We start from the raw sequence: 14,880 nt of genomic DNA, 5'->3' as shown, positions 1-14,880 counted from the left end.
CCCGAGCGGTCAGTAGACTCGCTTTATTATTTGAGCGTACAAGTGTTCGCCTAAAGGTGAGCCCAAGAGAAGCATAGTGAACACCCAATACCATATTGTTACCCGCCTTCGTGAGCAAATTCGCACTCAGCATCAGCGAGAAGCGATTCGCTTCCAGCAACACAACCAGTGGACAAGTATTAGCTGGCGTCAACTCGGCGAGCGTGTTGATCAACTGTCTCGCTGTTTACTCAAAGCCGGCTGTCAGGTTCAGCAAACCGTCGCTATCTTCGCGCCAAACAGTGAAAAGTGGGCAATGTTAGATTATGCCGCACTGCAAATTCGCGCTGTGCCGGTGCCGATTTACGCGACCAGCACGGCCCAGCAAGCGGCATACATTATTAACGATGCCGATGTGCAATGGATTTTCGCGGGTGACGATCAATTGGAAATGGCGGTAGCGGCGTTGGAGCAATGCCCAAACATCAAAGGTGTGGTGGCGTTAAGCCAAGAGACGCCGGTGCCAGCACATCCTAAAGTGTGGGATTGGGCGAGTTGGTTATTGCAAGACGATCGTGGTCATCAAGCCGAATTAGAGACGCGCATTGACGCACGCTGCATGGACGATCTGATCACCTTGATTTATACCTCAGGCACTACTGGGGAGCCCAAAGGGGTCATGCTCGATTATGCCAACGTCGCGGCGCAGCTTGATGTACATGATCAGGTGCTCGCCATTGAACCGCATGACGTCTCTTTGGCGTTTCTGCCCTTATCACATGTCTTTGAGCGTGCCTGGAGCTATTACGTCTTACATCGTGGGGCGGTCAATGCCTATCTCTCAGACCCGCAAAAGGTGCGATCGGCATTGGCGTCGGTTCAGCCAACAGTGATGTCGGCCGTACCGCGTTTTTACGAAAAAATCCATGGAGCTATTCACGACAAACTCAGTCGAGCCACCGGCGTTAAACCGCATTTATTCCGTTGGGCCCTGCGCCAAGGCGAGCGTCATGCTGCTCAGTTACGTGCTGGCCATTCACTGTCGCGGCGCCAGCAATGGCAATTGGCGTTGGCCGACAAGCTGGTACTCAGTAAGTTGCGTGCGCTGCTGGGTGGCAAGATGCGCTTGATGCCATGCGGTGGGGCGCGTCTTGACCCTGACATTGGCGCGTTTTTCCATGCAATCGGTATTAACGTGAAGCTCGGTTATGGCATGACCGAAACCACGGCCACCGTGTCTTGTTGGGATGATACCTGCTTTGACCCCCAGTCGATTGGTTCTCCGATGCCCGGCGCCCAATTGCGCATCGGTGAGGATAATGAAATTCAAGTGCGTGGGCCGATGGTGATGCGTGGCTACTTCAATCAGCCCGATGCGACGGCGGCCACCTTTACCGCGGATGGTTTTTTGAAAACCGGCGATGCGGGGTATCTCGATGCTCACGGCAATGTATTTATCACTGACCGAATTAAAGAGCTGATGAAAACGTCAGGCGGTAAGTATATAGCACCACAGCGGGTAGAAGGCGCTTTGGTGCGTGATCATTTTATCGATCAGATAGCGGTGGTGGCCGAGGCGCGTCATTTTGTCTCTGCCTTGATTGTGCCTTGCTTTGATGCCTTAGAAGAGTGGGCGCGAACGGCTAACATCGAATATCAAAATCGCAAAGAGCTGTTAAAACATTCTGATGTGGTGGCCTTGTTTGAAAAGCGTTTACAAAGCTTGCAACATGAATTGGCCAAATTTGAGCAAGTCAAACGCTTTACCTTGTTGCCACAGGGCTTTTGTATGCACAGTGGTGAGCTTACGCCAACCATGAAGTTGCGTCGTAAAGTGATCCTGTCGCGTTACCAGCATCATATCGACGCCATGTACCAGCGTTGACGGTTTCTAGCTAGGGGGCTCATTGGTGAGCCTCCTCATACGCTGTTTTTATCCCTTTTCTCCTCTTTATCGCCTTTTGTCGGAATAGCAAATCTCGCAAGCCGATGCTTTTTTAGTGAATGTTGTCGATTTACTCCCTTCTCATCAGCGTAATCCAGCAACATACACTCAACATCTAGTGATTAAATGTAAATACTGGTTAGCCAATGGACAGTTTTGCAAATAAAACGTTACATTGGAGGTCGTTTCTGTCGAGGCGGGCCAACGAACAATCTAACGCTACCTTACCGCCAGTATTTGGTTTTGATGTCCGTGTGATCACACCACCAGTACATCCAAGTGTAAGGAGCTGGATTAGGCTAAAAGTAAGTCCTAACTATGCAAACAGGGAGGCGTAGAGTGGAAATGTTATCTGGTGCCGAGATGATCGTGCGTTCCATGATCGATCAAGGCGTAAAACATATTTTTGGCTATCCAGGCGGGTCGGTGCTGGATATTTACGATGCATTGCATGAAAAAAGTGGTATCGATCATGTGTTAGTGCGTCACGAACAAGCGGCCGTGCATATGGCGGATGGTTACGCGCGCGCAACCGGAGAAGTAGGCGTGGTGCTGGTGACTTCAGGCCCAGGCGCAACCAATGCGATTACCGGTATCGCCACCGCCTACATGGACTCGATTCCCATGGTGGTTTTTTCTGGGCAGGTGATGAGTAGCTTGATTGGCAATGATGCCTTTCAAGAGTGCGACATGGTGGGGATTTCTCGTCCTGTGGTGAAACACAGCTTTTTAGTCCAGCGTGCTGAAGATATTCCCAATATTGTCAAAAAAGCCTTTTATCTTGCCTCGACTGGACGTCCCGGCCCTGTGGTGGTGGACATCCCCAAAGACATGGTCAATCCGGCGCAAAAGCATCCGTATCAGTATCCTGATAGTGTGCGTATGCGCTCCTACAACCCGACAACAACCGGCCATAAAGGGCAGATTAAGCGCGGACTAAAAGCACTACTGGCGGCGAAAAAGCCGGTGCTGTATGTCGGCGGTGGCTCTATCATGGCTGATTGCGGCGAACAAATCCGCCAGCTATCAGAAAGCTTGAACATCCCGGTGGTTAGCACCCTGATGGGGCTGGGTGCCTTTCCCGGCACCCATGAGTATTCGCTGGGCATGCTGGGCATGCATGGTACCTACGAAGCCAACATGGCGATGCACCAAGCCGACCTGATTTTTGGTATTGGTGTCCGGTTTGACGATCGCACCACCAATAATCTCGAAAAATACTGTCCCGATGCCACCATCATGCACATTGATGTGGATCCCTCGACCATTTCCAAAACTGTCTCGGCCGATATTCCTATTGTCGGCTCTGCGGATGCTGTGCTCAGTAGCATGCTCAAATTGCTGGTGGAGCAGGGAGGCAGCAACGACAGCGATGCGATCAGCACCTGGTGGCACAATATTCAGATTTGGCGTGAGCGCCAATGTTTGCAATATGTCGCTGATCCTGAGCGGATTAAACCGCAGCAGGTGATTGAAACCTTGTACCGCCTCACTCATGGTGATGCCTATGTGACCTCGGATGTCGGCCAGCATCAAATGTTTGCCGCACTTTATTATCCGTTTGATAAGCCACGCCGTTGGATTAACTCGGGTGGCTTGGGCACCATGGGCTTTGGGCTTCCCGCCGCCATGGGGGTCAAGTTCGCGCTCCCGGACGCTCAGGTGGTGTGTGTCACCGGTGATGGCAGTATTCAGATGAACATTCAGGAGCTCTCCACCGCGTTGCAATATGACATTCCGGTGGTGATTGTGAACCTCAATAACCGCTTCCTCGGGATGGTCAAACAATGGCAGGATATGATTTATCAAGGCCGTCACTCGCACTCTTATATGGACTCGGTGCCGGACTTTGCGGCGATCACTGAGGCCTATGGGCATGTAGGGATGCGCATTAATCATCCGTCTGAGCTGGAAGCTGGCCTAGAAAAGGCGCTGGCAATGAAAGATCGTTTGGTGTTTGTCGATATCCATGTTGATGAAACCGAGCATGTATATCCAATGCAGGTACGCGGTGGGGCGATGAATGAAATGTGGTTGAGCAAAACGGAGAGAACCTAATGCGCAGTATTGTATCGGTTTTAATGGAAAACGAACCAGGTGCCTTGTCGCGGGTTGTGGGGTTATTCTCTCAGCGTGGCTACAACATTGAATCACTGACGGTATCACCCACCGATGATGCGACCTTGTCGCGCTTGAATATCACCACCTCGGTGGTGAGCGACGCGGACCGCGAGCAAATCGAAAAGCACCTGCACAAGCTGATTGATGTGCTGAAAGTGAGCAATGTCACCGAGAGCGATCACATTGAGCGTGAACTGGCGTTGGTGAAAGTAAAAGCCAGCGGCTTTGCCCGCGCGGAGGTAAAACGCACCGCCGATATTTTCCGCGGGCAGATTGTCGATGTCACGAACTCGCTTTACACCGTGCAGTTGACCGGTGACAGTGACAAGCTGGATGCCTTTATTCGCGCGGTGGGTGAAATTACCGAGATCATTGAAGTTGCACGCAGTGGTGTGGTGGGCATTGCTCGCGGCGAAAGAGCGCTGCGCCAGTAACCAAAGCAACTGATCGTGGTAGAAAAATGGCACGCCAAGGCGTGCCATTTTTGTGTCGGTTAAGCGGGATTAATCAAATACACCAAGGCTTCATAGGGTGCCAGTTGCATTTCTGGCATCAATGGCTTGGCTTCTGGGTAATTATGGCTCACCAAGTCTGCGTTCGGAGCAGGGGCGATAGGCAAGGTCGCTGTGACCGGTTCGCCATAAAAGTTACACACTACTACCAGTTGGCTATCACCGTTGTCGCGACGATACGCGAGCAATTGTGGGTGGTCAGGCAGCAAGTCCTGATAATCTCCCTCACGGATCACGGGTAAGGTTTTACGTAGGGAAATCAGCTGCTTGTAGTGATAGAACACCGAGTCTTTATCCGCCAGTGCGGTGTCGACATTGACGTCAACATAGTTAGGCGCAGGTTTTAGCCAGGGTGTGCCTTGAGTAAAACCGGCGTTTGCTGAGCTGTTCCACTGCATGGGCGTGCGTGAATTGTCGCGTGAGCGTGCAGCGAGAATGGCCAACACTTCCCCTTCAGGCATGCCTTGGTCGCAAAGCAGACGGTGCATGTTGCGACTTTCGACGTCTTGATAGTCATCAATATGTTGATAGCCAGGGTTGGTCATGCCAATTTCTTCCCCTTGATACACGTAAGGTGTGCCTTGCTGCATATGTATCGCAGTGGCGAGCATTTTGGCTGATTCGACCCGGTGGTGGCGGTCATCACCAAAGCGGCTGACCACACGTGGTTGGTCGTGGTTACACCAAAATAATGCGCCCCAACCTTGATTATGCAGGCCGTGCTGCCAAGTGCGGAACAGCTGTTTTAGGGCTAAGAAGTCAAACGGCGCCAGTCGCCACTTCTCACCGCCCGGGTAATCGACTTTTAAGTGGTGGAAGTTAAACACCATGGAGAGCTCTTTGCCATCTGGCGCGGAATACTGCTGACAGTGCTCTAAGGTGGTCGAAGACATCTCGCCCACGGTGACGCTGCCGTAACGCTGGAAAATATCGCGGCTGATCTCTTGCAAGTATTCGTGAACGCGGGGGCCGTCGGTATAAAAACGGCGACCATCGCCTTGGTGATCGTCGGGGAACGACTGATCTTTGGAGATCAAATTGATCACATCGAGTCGAAAGCCATCCACGCCTTTTTCTGCCCAAAAAGCCATCACGTCTTTGACGGCGGTCCGCACCGCTGGGTTTTCCCAGTTAAGATCGGCTTGCTCGGTGGCAAATAAATGAAGGTAATACTGACCGGTCGGTTCATGCCATTGCCACGCGCTACCGCCAAATTTTGATTGCCAGTTGTTTGGAACGCCGCCGTTAACCGGATCTTTCCAGATGTAATAGTCGCGATAGGGGCTGTCCTTGCTGGCAAGCGCTGATTGAAACCAGGGGTGCTCGGTTGAGGTATGGTTAATCACAATATCCATGATGATGCGGATGTCGCGTTTATGCGCTTCGGCCAGCAAGGTGTCGAAGTCGTCCATGGTGCCTAGGCTAGGATCAATCGCGTAATAATCGGCAATGTCGTAGCCGTTATCGACTTGTGGCGATACATAAATGGGGGTGAGCCACAAGGCGTCGATGCCCAAGGTCGAAAAGTAGTCCAGCTTTTCGATAATGCCTGGCAGATCACCTGTCCCTGTTTGCGTGGTATCACGGAAGCTCTTTGGATAAATCTGATAAATGGTGGCCGTTTTCCACCAGGGATTTGCGTGCATAATGTCTCTCTTAACGCTAAAAAAAGCGGGGAGCGTTCCCTCCCCGCAGACTGAAGGGGAATTAGATGACGGCCAGTTTGCCTTTGCTGGCTTGGCGGCGATACATAAAGGCGGTGAGTGCAATGGGCACGATAATGGCTATCAGCATCGCGACCGCATAAACACCCCAGAACTGTGGCTGAATGGATAAAATACCTGGCAGGCCACCCACACCAATGCCGTTGGCCATCACGCCGGAAAGACCACACACAATCGCCGCTAGGGCCGAGCCAACCATGGCGCATAGCATCGGGAATTTGTAACGTAAGTTAATCCCGTACATGGCCGGCTCCGTGACGCCAAGGTAGGCAGAAATCGCGGCAGGCACCGATATTTCGCGCTCGTTTTCTTTTTTGCTCATCCAAATGATCCCGACCACCGCCGAGGCTTGTGCAATGTTGGACAGGGCAATCAGTGGCCAAATAGGGGTACCGTTCATTTCTTGCATCAGCTGCAAGTCCACCGCGTTGGTGGTGTGGTGAACACCTGTGATCACTAAAGGTGCATAAAGGAAGCCGAACAGAGCCGCACCTATGTAAGCGTAATCGCCGGTCATCGCCGAACGGGCTAAGAAGGCGACACCATTACCGATTTCGCGGCCAAATGGGCCAATCAAGGTGTGTGCCAAGATCACGGAAGTCAGCAGCGCGACAAACGGCACCACCACAAGATAGAGGTAATCTGGAATAATCCGTTTTAACTGGGTTTCGATAAATGCCAACGCCATCCCCGCAAACATCGCCGGGATCACCTGCGCTTGATAACCGACTTTTTCAATCGAGAACCAGCCAAAGTCCCACACTTCGGGGATTTCTTTACCGATAAGGTAAGCGTTCATCAACTGGGGTGATACTAGGGTAATACCGAGCACGATACCCAAGATTGGCGTACCGCCCATTTTTCTCACCGTCGCCCAACAGACACCGACAGGCAGGAAGTGGAAGATGGCTTCGCCAAGCAGCCATAAGAAGCCGTGAGCGGTGGCCCAAAACTCGCTGATCTCGGTCAGGGTTTTGCCATCGAACATGCGGATATCACCGATCACATTACGGAAGCCGAGGATCAGACCGCCGGTGATGATCGCGGGAAGAAGGGGAACAAAAATTTCCGCGAGGTGTGAAATCGCACGTTCAGTTAGGCTCATATTTTGGCGAGCCGCTTGTTTGGCTTCGTCTTTTGATTGGCCCTCGACGCCGGTGGCTTGTTGTAACAGCGCGAAAGCTTGGTCGACGCTGGTGCCGATCACCACTTGAAATTGACCGGCACTGGTAAAGCAGCCTTTCACCATGGGGATCGCTTCAATCGCTGCGACATCGGCTTTCTCCGGATCGTTTAACACGAAACGTAAACGGGTGAGGCAGTGGCTTACGGTTGCAATGTTGTCTTTGCCGCCAATATGAGTAACCAATTGGTCAACGGCTTTTTTATCTATCTGGCTCATAAGCAATCCTGTATTGCTGTAGGGTATTCATTGGTAACGTTCCCACTGATTATGGATCGTACGATCGAATTTATCAGTGGAATCGTTCCCATTATTTGAAAACCATCACACAGAATTTTTTAACTGCTTGATTCATCGTGTGGAGAAAAGGTTAGGGCACCACGAGATGACACGGTTGTGTCCAATGCGTGATCTCAGTAGGCGTTTCATCAAGCTGCTTGAGCAATAGCTCGGCTGCATGCTGACCCGCTTGATGGTAACCCAGCTCCACACTGACTGCGCGTGGGAACATAAAGCGTAGCATGTCATGATTGCCAATGCCGCCAATGGCGATGTTTTCTTGATTTAGGGTTTGTAGGCGTTTTGCGACTCCCAAAGCGAGGGTGTCGGAGGCGCAGACAATGGCGTCAGTCTGCGGGGTTAACAAACAATCCGTCGCGGCATAGGCGGCATGCAGACTCATCTCACAACGATGGAGTTGTGGTGAAAGCTGGTGGGTTTGGCAGAAATGCTGATACGCATCAGAGCGGGCGAGACCTGTGGTTTCATCGCGCTCATCAATCCCCAAGAAGGCAATATGACGACATCCTTGATGATAAAAATGGTTCATCACTTGTGTGACTGCGCCTTGGTTGTCGTAACTGACACTGGCGTATTGCTGACTATCAACAGCCAGTACGACGCAGTTTGGAGCAAAGGGCGCTAACGCATTGAGATCGCAGCCAGAAAAACCAAAAAAGATAATTCCATCGACATTACGGCGTTTTAGTACATCCAGATGCGCTTGCGCTTTTTGTTGCGAAAATTGCGTTTCCATAATCGCGGCGTCATAGCCTCTGGCATACAAGGTATTGAGCAAGCCAGTCAGCGCGGTATTTTCGGAGTTGGAGCTCAGCTTAGCTACAATCACACCCACAACACCACTGCGTTGTGCTCGCATCGCCCGCGCGGATTTAGAAGGGAGAAAGTCGTGTTGGTCGATCACCGCTTGCACTTTAGCGCGTGTGCTGTCTTTAACGCGTGCGTCATTGTTTAACACACGGGATACGGTCGATTTCCCGACCCCGGCTAAGCGGGCAATATCCAAAATGGTTAATGGTTTTGTCATCTTTTTCTCTGTGATAGCGTTAAATCAGTGGCTTAGACACAGCGCCTTTACTTGTCATGATAACAGCCGTGATTGGCGCTTGCGATTTATTGATTAATTTGTAAACTACAGCCTGATTTTTGAACAACGACCTTTTTAGACTGAAATGATGATGAGCCATCCTGTCGTACAAACCATCAATAAGTGCCTAGTGCGCATGACCACCTTGACGCTCGCGGTATTGGCATTAAAGCTTAGCGCGATTTATTTAGTGCCGTTAGCGGTATTGATCAAAACGCACTTCAAAGAAATTGTCCACTGGTAAGCGCAGATAAAAAAACGCCCCGACATAGTCGAGGCGTAAATTTTGTTATCGCTTTTACTATATAAGTACGATCAATTACAGCACGTGCACTGATGTAGTATTGGTTGTGCCTGAAGGAACTAAAGCACCGGACACCATCACGACGATATCGCCTTTGTTGGCCAAGCCTGATTCGAGAGAGATGGTTTTACCGCGACGGTAGAACTCATCCGTGCTGTCGATGCTTTCGATCATCACGGGCGTCACCCCTTTAGTCAGACACAAGTGTGCGGCTGTTTTCGGATTAGTGGTTACCGCGATGATATTAGCCGTTGGGAAGTACTTACGTACTGAGCGTGCTGATTTGCCCGCTTCGGTCGCAACGACAATCAAAGGTGCGCCCAGTTTTTGAGATGTATCGACAGCGCCTTTACAGACCGCTTCGGTGATGCGCAGACGGCTGCTATCGAGACGAGAACCCAACGCAGGTGACATTTGACGGTCTGTACGCTCACAGATTTGCGCCATGATGCTTACCGCTTCTAATGGGTACTTACCTTTTGCAGATTCCCCTGACAGCATGACGGCATCGGTACCATCCATGATAGCATTCGCCACGTCACCGGCTTCAGCACGGGTTGGACGTGGGTTTTTGATCATCGAATCCAGCATTTGTGTTGCGGTAATAACCAGCTTGCGAGCACGGTTACATTTTTCGATCATCATCTTCTGCGCGAAGATCACTTCTTCAACCGGGATTTCTACACCCAGATCACCACGAGCAACCATGATGCCGTCTGAGGCCTCTAAGATAGCGTCAAAGTTGTCGACACCTTCTTGGTTTTCGATTTTAGAGATGATTTTGATGTCGCTGCCACCGTTTTGGGCGAGTAGCTCGCGGATTTCTTCCACGTCTTCTTTTTTACGGATAAATGAAGCGGCAACAAAATCAACACCTTGCTCACAGCCGAATTTAAGATCAGACTTGTCTTTTTCTGCCAATGCCGGAAGGCTAACGGAAACGCCTGGCAGATTAACGCCTTTGTTTTCACCTAGCTCGCCATTGTTCAGTACTTTACAAACCACTTCTTTTTCAGTCGTTTCTAGTACTTCCATCTCAAGCAGACCATCATCGACTAAGACAGTATTACCCGCTTTTAAATCCTGAGGTAAACCTTCGTAAGTGACCGCAACGCGATCTTTATTGCCCACGACAGAGGTATCTGTGGTGAAAGTGAAGGTTTGACCGGCTTCTAGCATGACATCGTCGCCATTTTCTAGTTTTACCGTACGGATCTCTGGACCTTTAGTATCCAGCAAGATAGCGGCTTGTTTACCCGTTTGCTTCATCACGTTACGTAGGTTAGCAATACGAGCACCGTGCTCTTGATAGTCACCGTGTGAGAAGTTAAGGCGCATAACGTTCATACCAGCTTCAACAAGCTGAGTCAGCATCTCTTCAGATTCGGTTTTTGGGCCAATCGTACATACGATTTTGGTCTTTTTCATCGACACATTTCTCCGGTCAAAAATTGAAACATAAGCTTGGTGCTTTCTCACAACACACTGAAAAAGTGTAATTTTACCACGCACTTTTTGCTCAAGTAGCTGTGAAAGCGAAACCTCTGCATTTTTCAATGGCGTTACCGCAACTAGGATAGCTGGGGTAACATCACTGTTTATCGCCTGTGAGTATAGATGGTCTGCGGTGATCTATGTTGATCACGGGCAATAAAGCCGCTATCGATTAGAAGACTTAAAGCACGCGATCTGAATATCCAAGCCCCTTTCTCCATTTGGGCGCGTAAATTTACCACAACTACCGATTTAAATCATTACAACAGCATGACAGGTTAATGAGGGGGGTAAGATATTTTTGTATTGATTACGCTTTCTGTTGACGCGCGCTCCTTTACCATACGACGTATTCCTTTTTGATTAGTTTCTATACCGTTAATGTCTAACTTGACATTATATGGTGTGATCTGGCTTCCAATTTGAACTGGATCATGCTTTTTTATTAAGTCTTTTGCGTTCTGTAAGAATTTATCTACCATCAAGACTCTTTTCATGGGCTGCCTAACAATGTTTGCGCGTATTTTACGGTTTTTGACAGGGATGCTGCTTATAGCCTGCACGTATGCAAGTACGTTTGCATGGGCTGACGACGCGTATCTGTCAGAAGAAAAAGACATACTAGTCGTTGCGCATTCGTCTGAATGGAAACCCTACAGCTACATACCGGGTAATGGTCAACCCAAAGGCTTATTGATTGATTTTTGGCAGGCTTACGCTAAATACAATCACGAATCGATTCAGTTTATGCTGCTCGACTGGGCTGACTCCCTTTCGTATATGAAAGAGGGAGGCAATCGCGTTCACGCGGGGTTACTCAAGTCTCCCGAACGTGAAACCTATTTGGATTATGTGGCGCCTATCTTCAATACTAATGGGTCTTTATATGTGCAAAATCAGGCGGGACAAGTTAGTAAAGATCCGTTAGCCGCAGACAAAGTGGTTGGCGTGGTGGCTGGCAGCTACGAATCTTGGTTTTTAGCTGAACATTATCCTAATGTGAAGCAAAGACGCTTTCGGCGTAATGAAACGTTATTTAGTGCCGCGCTCGATGGCGAAATCAGTGCACTCGTTGCCGATAGCCAAACCGCAAACTTTTATTTTTTGACGCAAGGTAAGCCGCTGGCGTTTGTTGCCGATCAAGTGCTGTATACGCGTCCGATTTATGCGGCGGTACCTAAAGGTAATCAAGCACTACTGAACGAGATACGTGCCGGCATTGATAACATCCCCGCACAAGAGTTACTGCGTATTAAACAAAAATGGATTAATACCGAACGCGTCGAAGCCTATCCCACTTGGCTTATCCCGAGTATCGCTCTTGCGGTGCTATTAGGCGCGGTGACCTATATTTTTATTCTAAAGCGTATGGTGTATAAGCGGACTGTTGCGCTGCGCCAAGCCAATTCACGTCTGCGAGAGTTTGCTAATACGGATCCTTTAACGCAGCTGTTAAACCGTCGTGGTTTAGACGCTTACTTTTCACGTCAAAAGCCCAAACTTAGCCGTCAGCAAGAAATGGGATTGATCCTGATTGATCTTGACCATTTCAAACAAGTCAACGATACCTACGGGCATATGCAAGGCGATAAAGTGTTGGTGCACCTTGCCAGCTACTTAAAGCGATTAGTCAAAAAAGGCGCTGCAGCACGTCTGGGAGGCGAAGAGTTCTGTGTGCTCTGTCCAACACCAAATTTAGATGCCTTGATTGAAATAGCGAATCATATTCGCTGCGATGTGGCGGATAGTGTATTTGAGTTTGACGGTGCTGATATACGGGTAACGGTCAGTATCGGTGCAATCATTGCCAGTGATGTTACCGATGATATGGACGCGTTAGAGCTTGATGCTTTGATTCATGCGGCAGATGTGTTGATGTATCGCGCTAAGCACCGAGGACGTAACCAAGTAATGCTCGCCTCGTCTCAATCGGTGAAGACGCCTATTTCAGCGATGTAATCCCCTTAGCGCGTTATACCTTATCAGACACAACATCCCACCAAGAAAGTCGGCTCCTTTTTAGGGGGCGTTTTTTTATCAACCGGTTATAGGGCGTGCACTGGTTTTTCTTTTGCTTTCTCTTGCAGCGCGACGAAAGTTAAATATACTGTATATATATACAGGTATTTTAATGATGAAAACGCTCGAACAATTAGCCCAACAACACGGCCTATGGCGTGCTAGTCAGCGTCCGCTAATGGCTGAGTTACCCGATAAGCAAGCGACCGGTTATGCCGCGTTTGATCAGCGTCTGGGTGGGATCCCTACTCCAGGGGTTACGGATATCATCAGTGATTTTGGCGTTGGTGAGCTGCGGCTAGTATTGCCTGCGCTGTATCGCGCTACCGGTAAAGAGATCGCCTGGATCCGTCCTCCGGTCGGCATTAATGCGGCAATGTTGCATCAGCAAGGTTATCCGACAGAAAACACCTTGCTAGTGTATCCCGACAGCGATCAACATGCGCTGTGGGCAGCCGAGCAAGCGGCGCGCAGTGGTGCGTGTCAGGCGGTAGTGTTATGGCCATCTTCGCTCACGGTGGGGCAAGTGAAGCGTCTAAAATTGGCGGCCGAACATGGCCAATGTGCGGTGGTACTGTTACGCCGCCAGCAGACGTATTCATTGAGCTTGCCGGTCGATTTAAGCATGGCGCTAGCCCCTTCTGCATGTGGCGTAACGGTCACGGTGCGCTATTGTCGCGGCCAATGGCCACCGGCCCCGTTTACTCTCGATTGGTGCGAGCAATGGTCCGCTTTGGTGACTTGGCCGAGCAGCGCAGATAATTTGCTCGCCTTCCCCTCACGGCAACAGCGGGAGCAAGCGTGATGACTCTGTGGCTGTACCTACATTGCCCGAGCTTGTTGTTAGATAGCCTCTATGTGCCGTCACCTGAGCAGGCGGTGGGGCTGGTTAGCGAGCAAGAAGGCCGTTTAGTGCAGCTCTCTGTGGCGGCTAACACACACGGTCTGAATACCGGTATGGGGTTAGGGGCCGCAGCGCTTATGTGTCATCAGCTCGCGGTCTACCCTTATTGCGCGAAGAAAGAGCAGTCCGCGCTTGAGCAGATCGCCACACAGCTTTATCCGTTGGTCGCGGAAATCAGTCTTAATCCGCCTAAAGGTTTATGGCTACACGTGTCACCGATGTTAGCGCTATATCAAGGGTTTCCCCCGCTATGGCAGGCAGTGACTCAAACGTTGGTTGAAAATGGCATCCGTTATCAGGCTGGTGTGGGCCAAACGCCGCGTGCCGCCGAGCTTATGGCGTATGGCTACGCAGGCAAGGTCAGTACCGACCCCGAGCATTTGCAGGTAGCGTTGCAGCAATTGCCGTTGGCCGCTGCCCCTTTACCGGAGACGGTGAAACCCCAGTTTACGCGTCTAGGCTTCTCTCAGTTAGGTGAGCTTATCGCCTTGCCTACCGCTTCGCTGATGCGACGTTTTCCCCGCACAGTGGTGGATTATCTTGCCGAAGTGAGTGGCGATAAGCCGACGCCACTGAATTATTTTCAGCCACCGCTGCAATTTTTTCAGCAACGGATTTTGTTGTTTGAGCTTAGTGAGCAAGCTCATTTATTGCCGATCATCGATAACTTGGTATCGGCACTGTGTCACTTTCTTGAGCAACGTAGTGCTTGCACGCCTGCGCTGACGTTGGGGTTTAGCTTGCGTGATAATCGCGAAGAAACCCTTTCCGTGGTGGCCGCGCATGGTGAGAAAGACCCCGATCGCTGGATGACGTTGGTGCGTTTACGCCTGGCGTCATGGCAAGTAAGCCAGCCAGTAACGGCGGTGAGTGTGGCTGCCACGCACATCGATTGCCACCAACCCGGCCAAGTGGATCTGTTTAGCCCGCAGCAAGGTGATCAAAACCGCGATGAGTTGGTTGCGACTCTGGCGGCCCGATTAGGGGAGGAGGCGGTCATGCGGTTAGCGTATGTGGATCATCACCGTCCCGAGGCCGCGAGTCAGCATCTACCGCATCATCAACGCGTTACTCAGCCAACGTCGGTGCCGACGCGCCCGCGTCCAAGTTTATTATTGCCGCAGCCTACGCCACTGGTGGGTAAGGTCACTTTACGTGAAGGGCCGGAGCGGATTGTCACGGGCTGGTGGGAAGATGCGCCTATCCAGCGCGATTACTTTATTGCCCAAAATGCCCAGCAGCAATGGTTGTGGGTGTTTCGCACGCCAGAGCAAACTTGGTTTTTACACGGCTGGTTTAGTTAGGGGT

11 protein-coding genes are annotated in these 14,880 nt (G+C 50.6%); 7 read left to right on the top strand and 4 right to left on the bottom strand.

What is annotated here, in order from left to right; genetic code table 11:
* Window positions 1–73 precede the first annotated feature (73 nt).
* The 3 genes from BZG76_RS01935 (at window position 74) to ilvN (ending at window position 4,479) form a co-directional block, all read left to right on the top strand.
* A complete protein-coding gene (locus tag BZG76_RS01935; RefSeq protein ID WP_077459950.1) occupies window positions 74–1,864 on the top strand; it encodes an AMP-dependent synthetase/ligase in 1,791 nt (596 codons plus the stop codon).
* A 399-nt stretch (window positions 1,865–2,263) separates the two neighbouring features.
* Entirely contained in the window at window positions 2,264–3,982 is a 1,719-nt protein-coding gene (locus BZG76_RS01930) for an acetolactate synthase 3 large subunit (protein WP_077459949.1), read from the top strand.
* Complete coding sequence (gene ilvN, locus BZG76_RS01925) at window positions 3,982–4,479, top strand: acetolactate synthase small subunit (protein ID WP_021023377.1); 498 nt, start codon at window positions 3,982–3,984, stop codon at window positions 4,477–4,479. The genes BZG76_RS01930 and ilvN overlap by 1 nt, the downstream gene beginning before the upstream one ends.
* 59 nt (window positions 4,480–4,538) lie before the next feature.
* Here the strand turns inward: ilvN and treC are convergent, their stop codons facing one another.
* The 3 genes from treC to treR all read right to left on the bottom strand — a co-directional run bounded on the left by treC (window position 4,539) and on the right by treR (window position 8,791).
* On the bottom strand, window positions 4,539–6,203 hold the full coding sequence (gene treC / locus BZG76_RS01920) for an alpha,alpha-phosphotrehalase (RefSeq protein WP_077459948.1): 1,665 nt from the start codon (window positions 6,201–6,203) through the stop codon (window positions 4,539–4,541).
* 61 nt (window positions 6,204–6,264) lie between these two features.
* Window positions 6,265–7,683: a PTS trehalose transporter subunit IIBC gene (gene treB, locus BZG76_RS01915; protein WP_077459947.1), complete on the bottom strand. Its 1,419-nt coding sequence runs from the start codon at window positions 7,681–7,683 to the stop codon at window positions 6,265–6,267.
* 151 nt (window positions 7,684–7,834) lie between these two features.
* Window positions 7,835–8,791: a trehalose operon repressor TreR gene (gene treR, locus BZG76_RS01910; protein WP_077459946.1), complete on the bottom strand. Its 957-nt coding sequence runs from the start codon at window positions 8,789–8,791 to the stop codon at window positions 7,835–7,837.
* A 151-nt stretch (window positions 8,792–8,942) separates the two neighbouring features.
* Here treR and BZG76_RS15400 point away from each other — a divergent pair, with 151 nt between their 5' ends.
* Window positions 8,943–9,095 (top strand): hypothetical protein, encoded by a 153-nt coding sequence (locus tag BZG76_RS15400; protein WP_021023381.1) that lies wholly within the window; start codon window positions 8,943–8,945, stop codon window positions 9,093–9,095.
* A 75-nt stretch (window positions 9,096–9,170) separates the two neighbouring features.
* Here the strand turns inward: BZG76_RS15400 and pykF are convergent, their stop codons facing one another.
* Window positions 9,171–10,583, bottom strand: a complete 1,413-nt coding sequence (gene pykF, locus BZG76_RS01905) for a pyruvate kinase PykF (protein WP_021023382.1) — start codon at window positions 10,581–10,583, stop codon at window positions 9,171–9,173.
* Window positions 10,584–11,159: 576 nt separating this feature from the next.
* Between pykF and BZG76_RS01895 the strand changes: the two genes are divergently transcribed.
* From BZG76_RS01895 to BZG76_RS01885, 3 genes are all read left to right on the top strand, one after another.
* The gene (locus tag BZG76_RS01895; protein ID WP_198532285.1) at window positions 11,160–12,608 is read left to right on the top strand and encodes a transporter substrate-binding domain-containing diguanylate cyclase; all 1,449 of its coding nucleotides are present in this window, start codon (window positions 11,160–11,162) and stop codon (window positions 12,606–12,608) included.
* Window positions 12,609–12,780: 172 nt separating this feature from the next.
* Window positions 12,781–13,473 (top strand): translesion DNA synthesis-associated protein ImuA, encoded by a 693-nt coding sequence (gene imuA, locus BZG76_RS01890; RefSeq protein ID WP_077459943.1) that lies wholly within the window; start codon window positions 12,781–12,783, stop codon window positions 13,471–13,473.
* On the top strand, window positions 13,473–14,876 hold the full coding sequence (locus BZG76_RS01885) for a Y-family DNA polymerase (RefSeq protein ID WP_077459942.1): 1,404 nt from the start codon (window positions 13,473–13,475) through the stop codon (window positions 14,874–14,876). The genes imuA and BZG76_RS01885 overlap by 1 nt, the downstream gene beginning before the upstream one ends.
* Window positions 14,877–14,880: the final 4 nt, after the last annotated feature.

The sequence above is a fragment of the Salinivibrio sp. AR647 genome, from assembly GCF_001995415.1.
GTDB classification, from domain to species: domain Bacteria; phylum Pseudomonadota; class Gammaproteobacteria; order Enterobacterales; family Vibrionaceae; genus Salinivibrio; species Salinivibrio costicola.
The sequence above is the reverse complement of the archived record's forward strand: the minus strand, read 5'-3'. Positions and strand labels throughout refer to the sequence as shown.

What these genes read in the sequence shown, in the direction of transcription:
- ilvN (WP_021023377.1), top strand. Translation starts at nt 3,982, where the DNA reads ATGCGCAGTATTGTATCGGTTTTAATGGAAAACGAACCAGGTGCCTTG.
- treR (WP_077459946.1), bottom strand. Translation starts at nt 8,791, where the DNA reads ATGACAAAACCATTAACCATTTTGGATATTGCCCGCTTAGCCGGGGTC.
- treC (WP_077459948.1), bottom strand. Translation starts at nt 6,203, where the DNA reads ATGCACGCAAATCCCTGGTGGAAAACGGCCACCATTTATCAGATTTAT.
- imuA (WP_077459943.1), top strand. Translation starts at nt 12,781, where the DNA reads ATGATGAAAACGCTCGAACAATTAGCCCAACAACACGGCCTATGGCGT.
- pykF (WP_021023382.1), bottom strand. Translation starts at nt 10,583, where the DNA reads ATGAAAAAGACCAAAATCGTATGTACGATTGGCCCAAAAACCGAATCT.
- treB (WP_077459947.1), bottom strand. Translation starts at nt 7,683, where the DNA reads ATGAGCCAGATAGATAAAAAAGCCGTTGACCAATTGGTTACTCATATT.
- BZG76_RS01895 (WP_198532285.1), top strand. Translation starts at nt 11,160, where the DNA reads ATGTTTGCGCGTATTTTACGGTTTTTGACAGGGATGCTGCTTATAGCC.
- BZG76_RS01885 (WP_077459942.1), top strand. Translation starts at nt 13,473, where the DNA reads ATGACTCTGTGGCTGTACCTACATTGCCCGAGCTTGTTGTTAGATAGC.
- BZG76_RS15400 (WP_021023381.1), top strand. Translation starts at nt 8,943, where the DNA reads ATGAGCCATCCTGTCGTACAAACCATCAATAAGTGCCTAGTGCGCATG.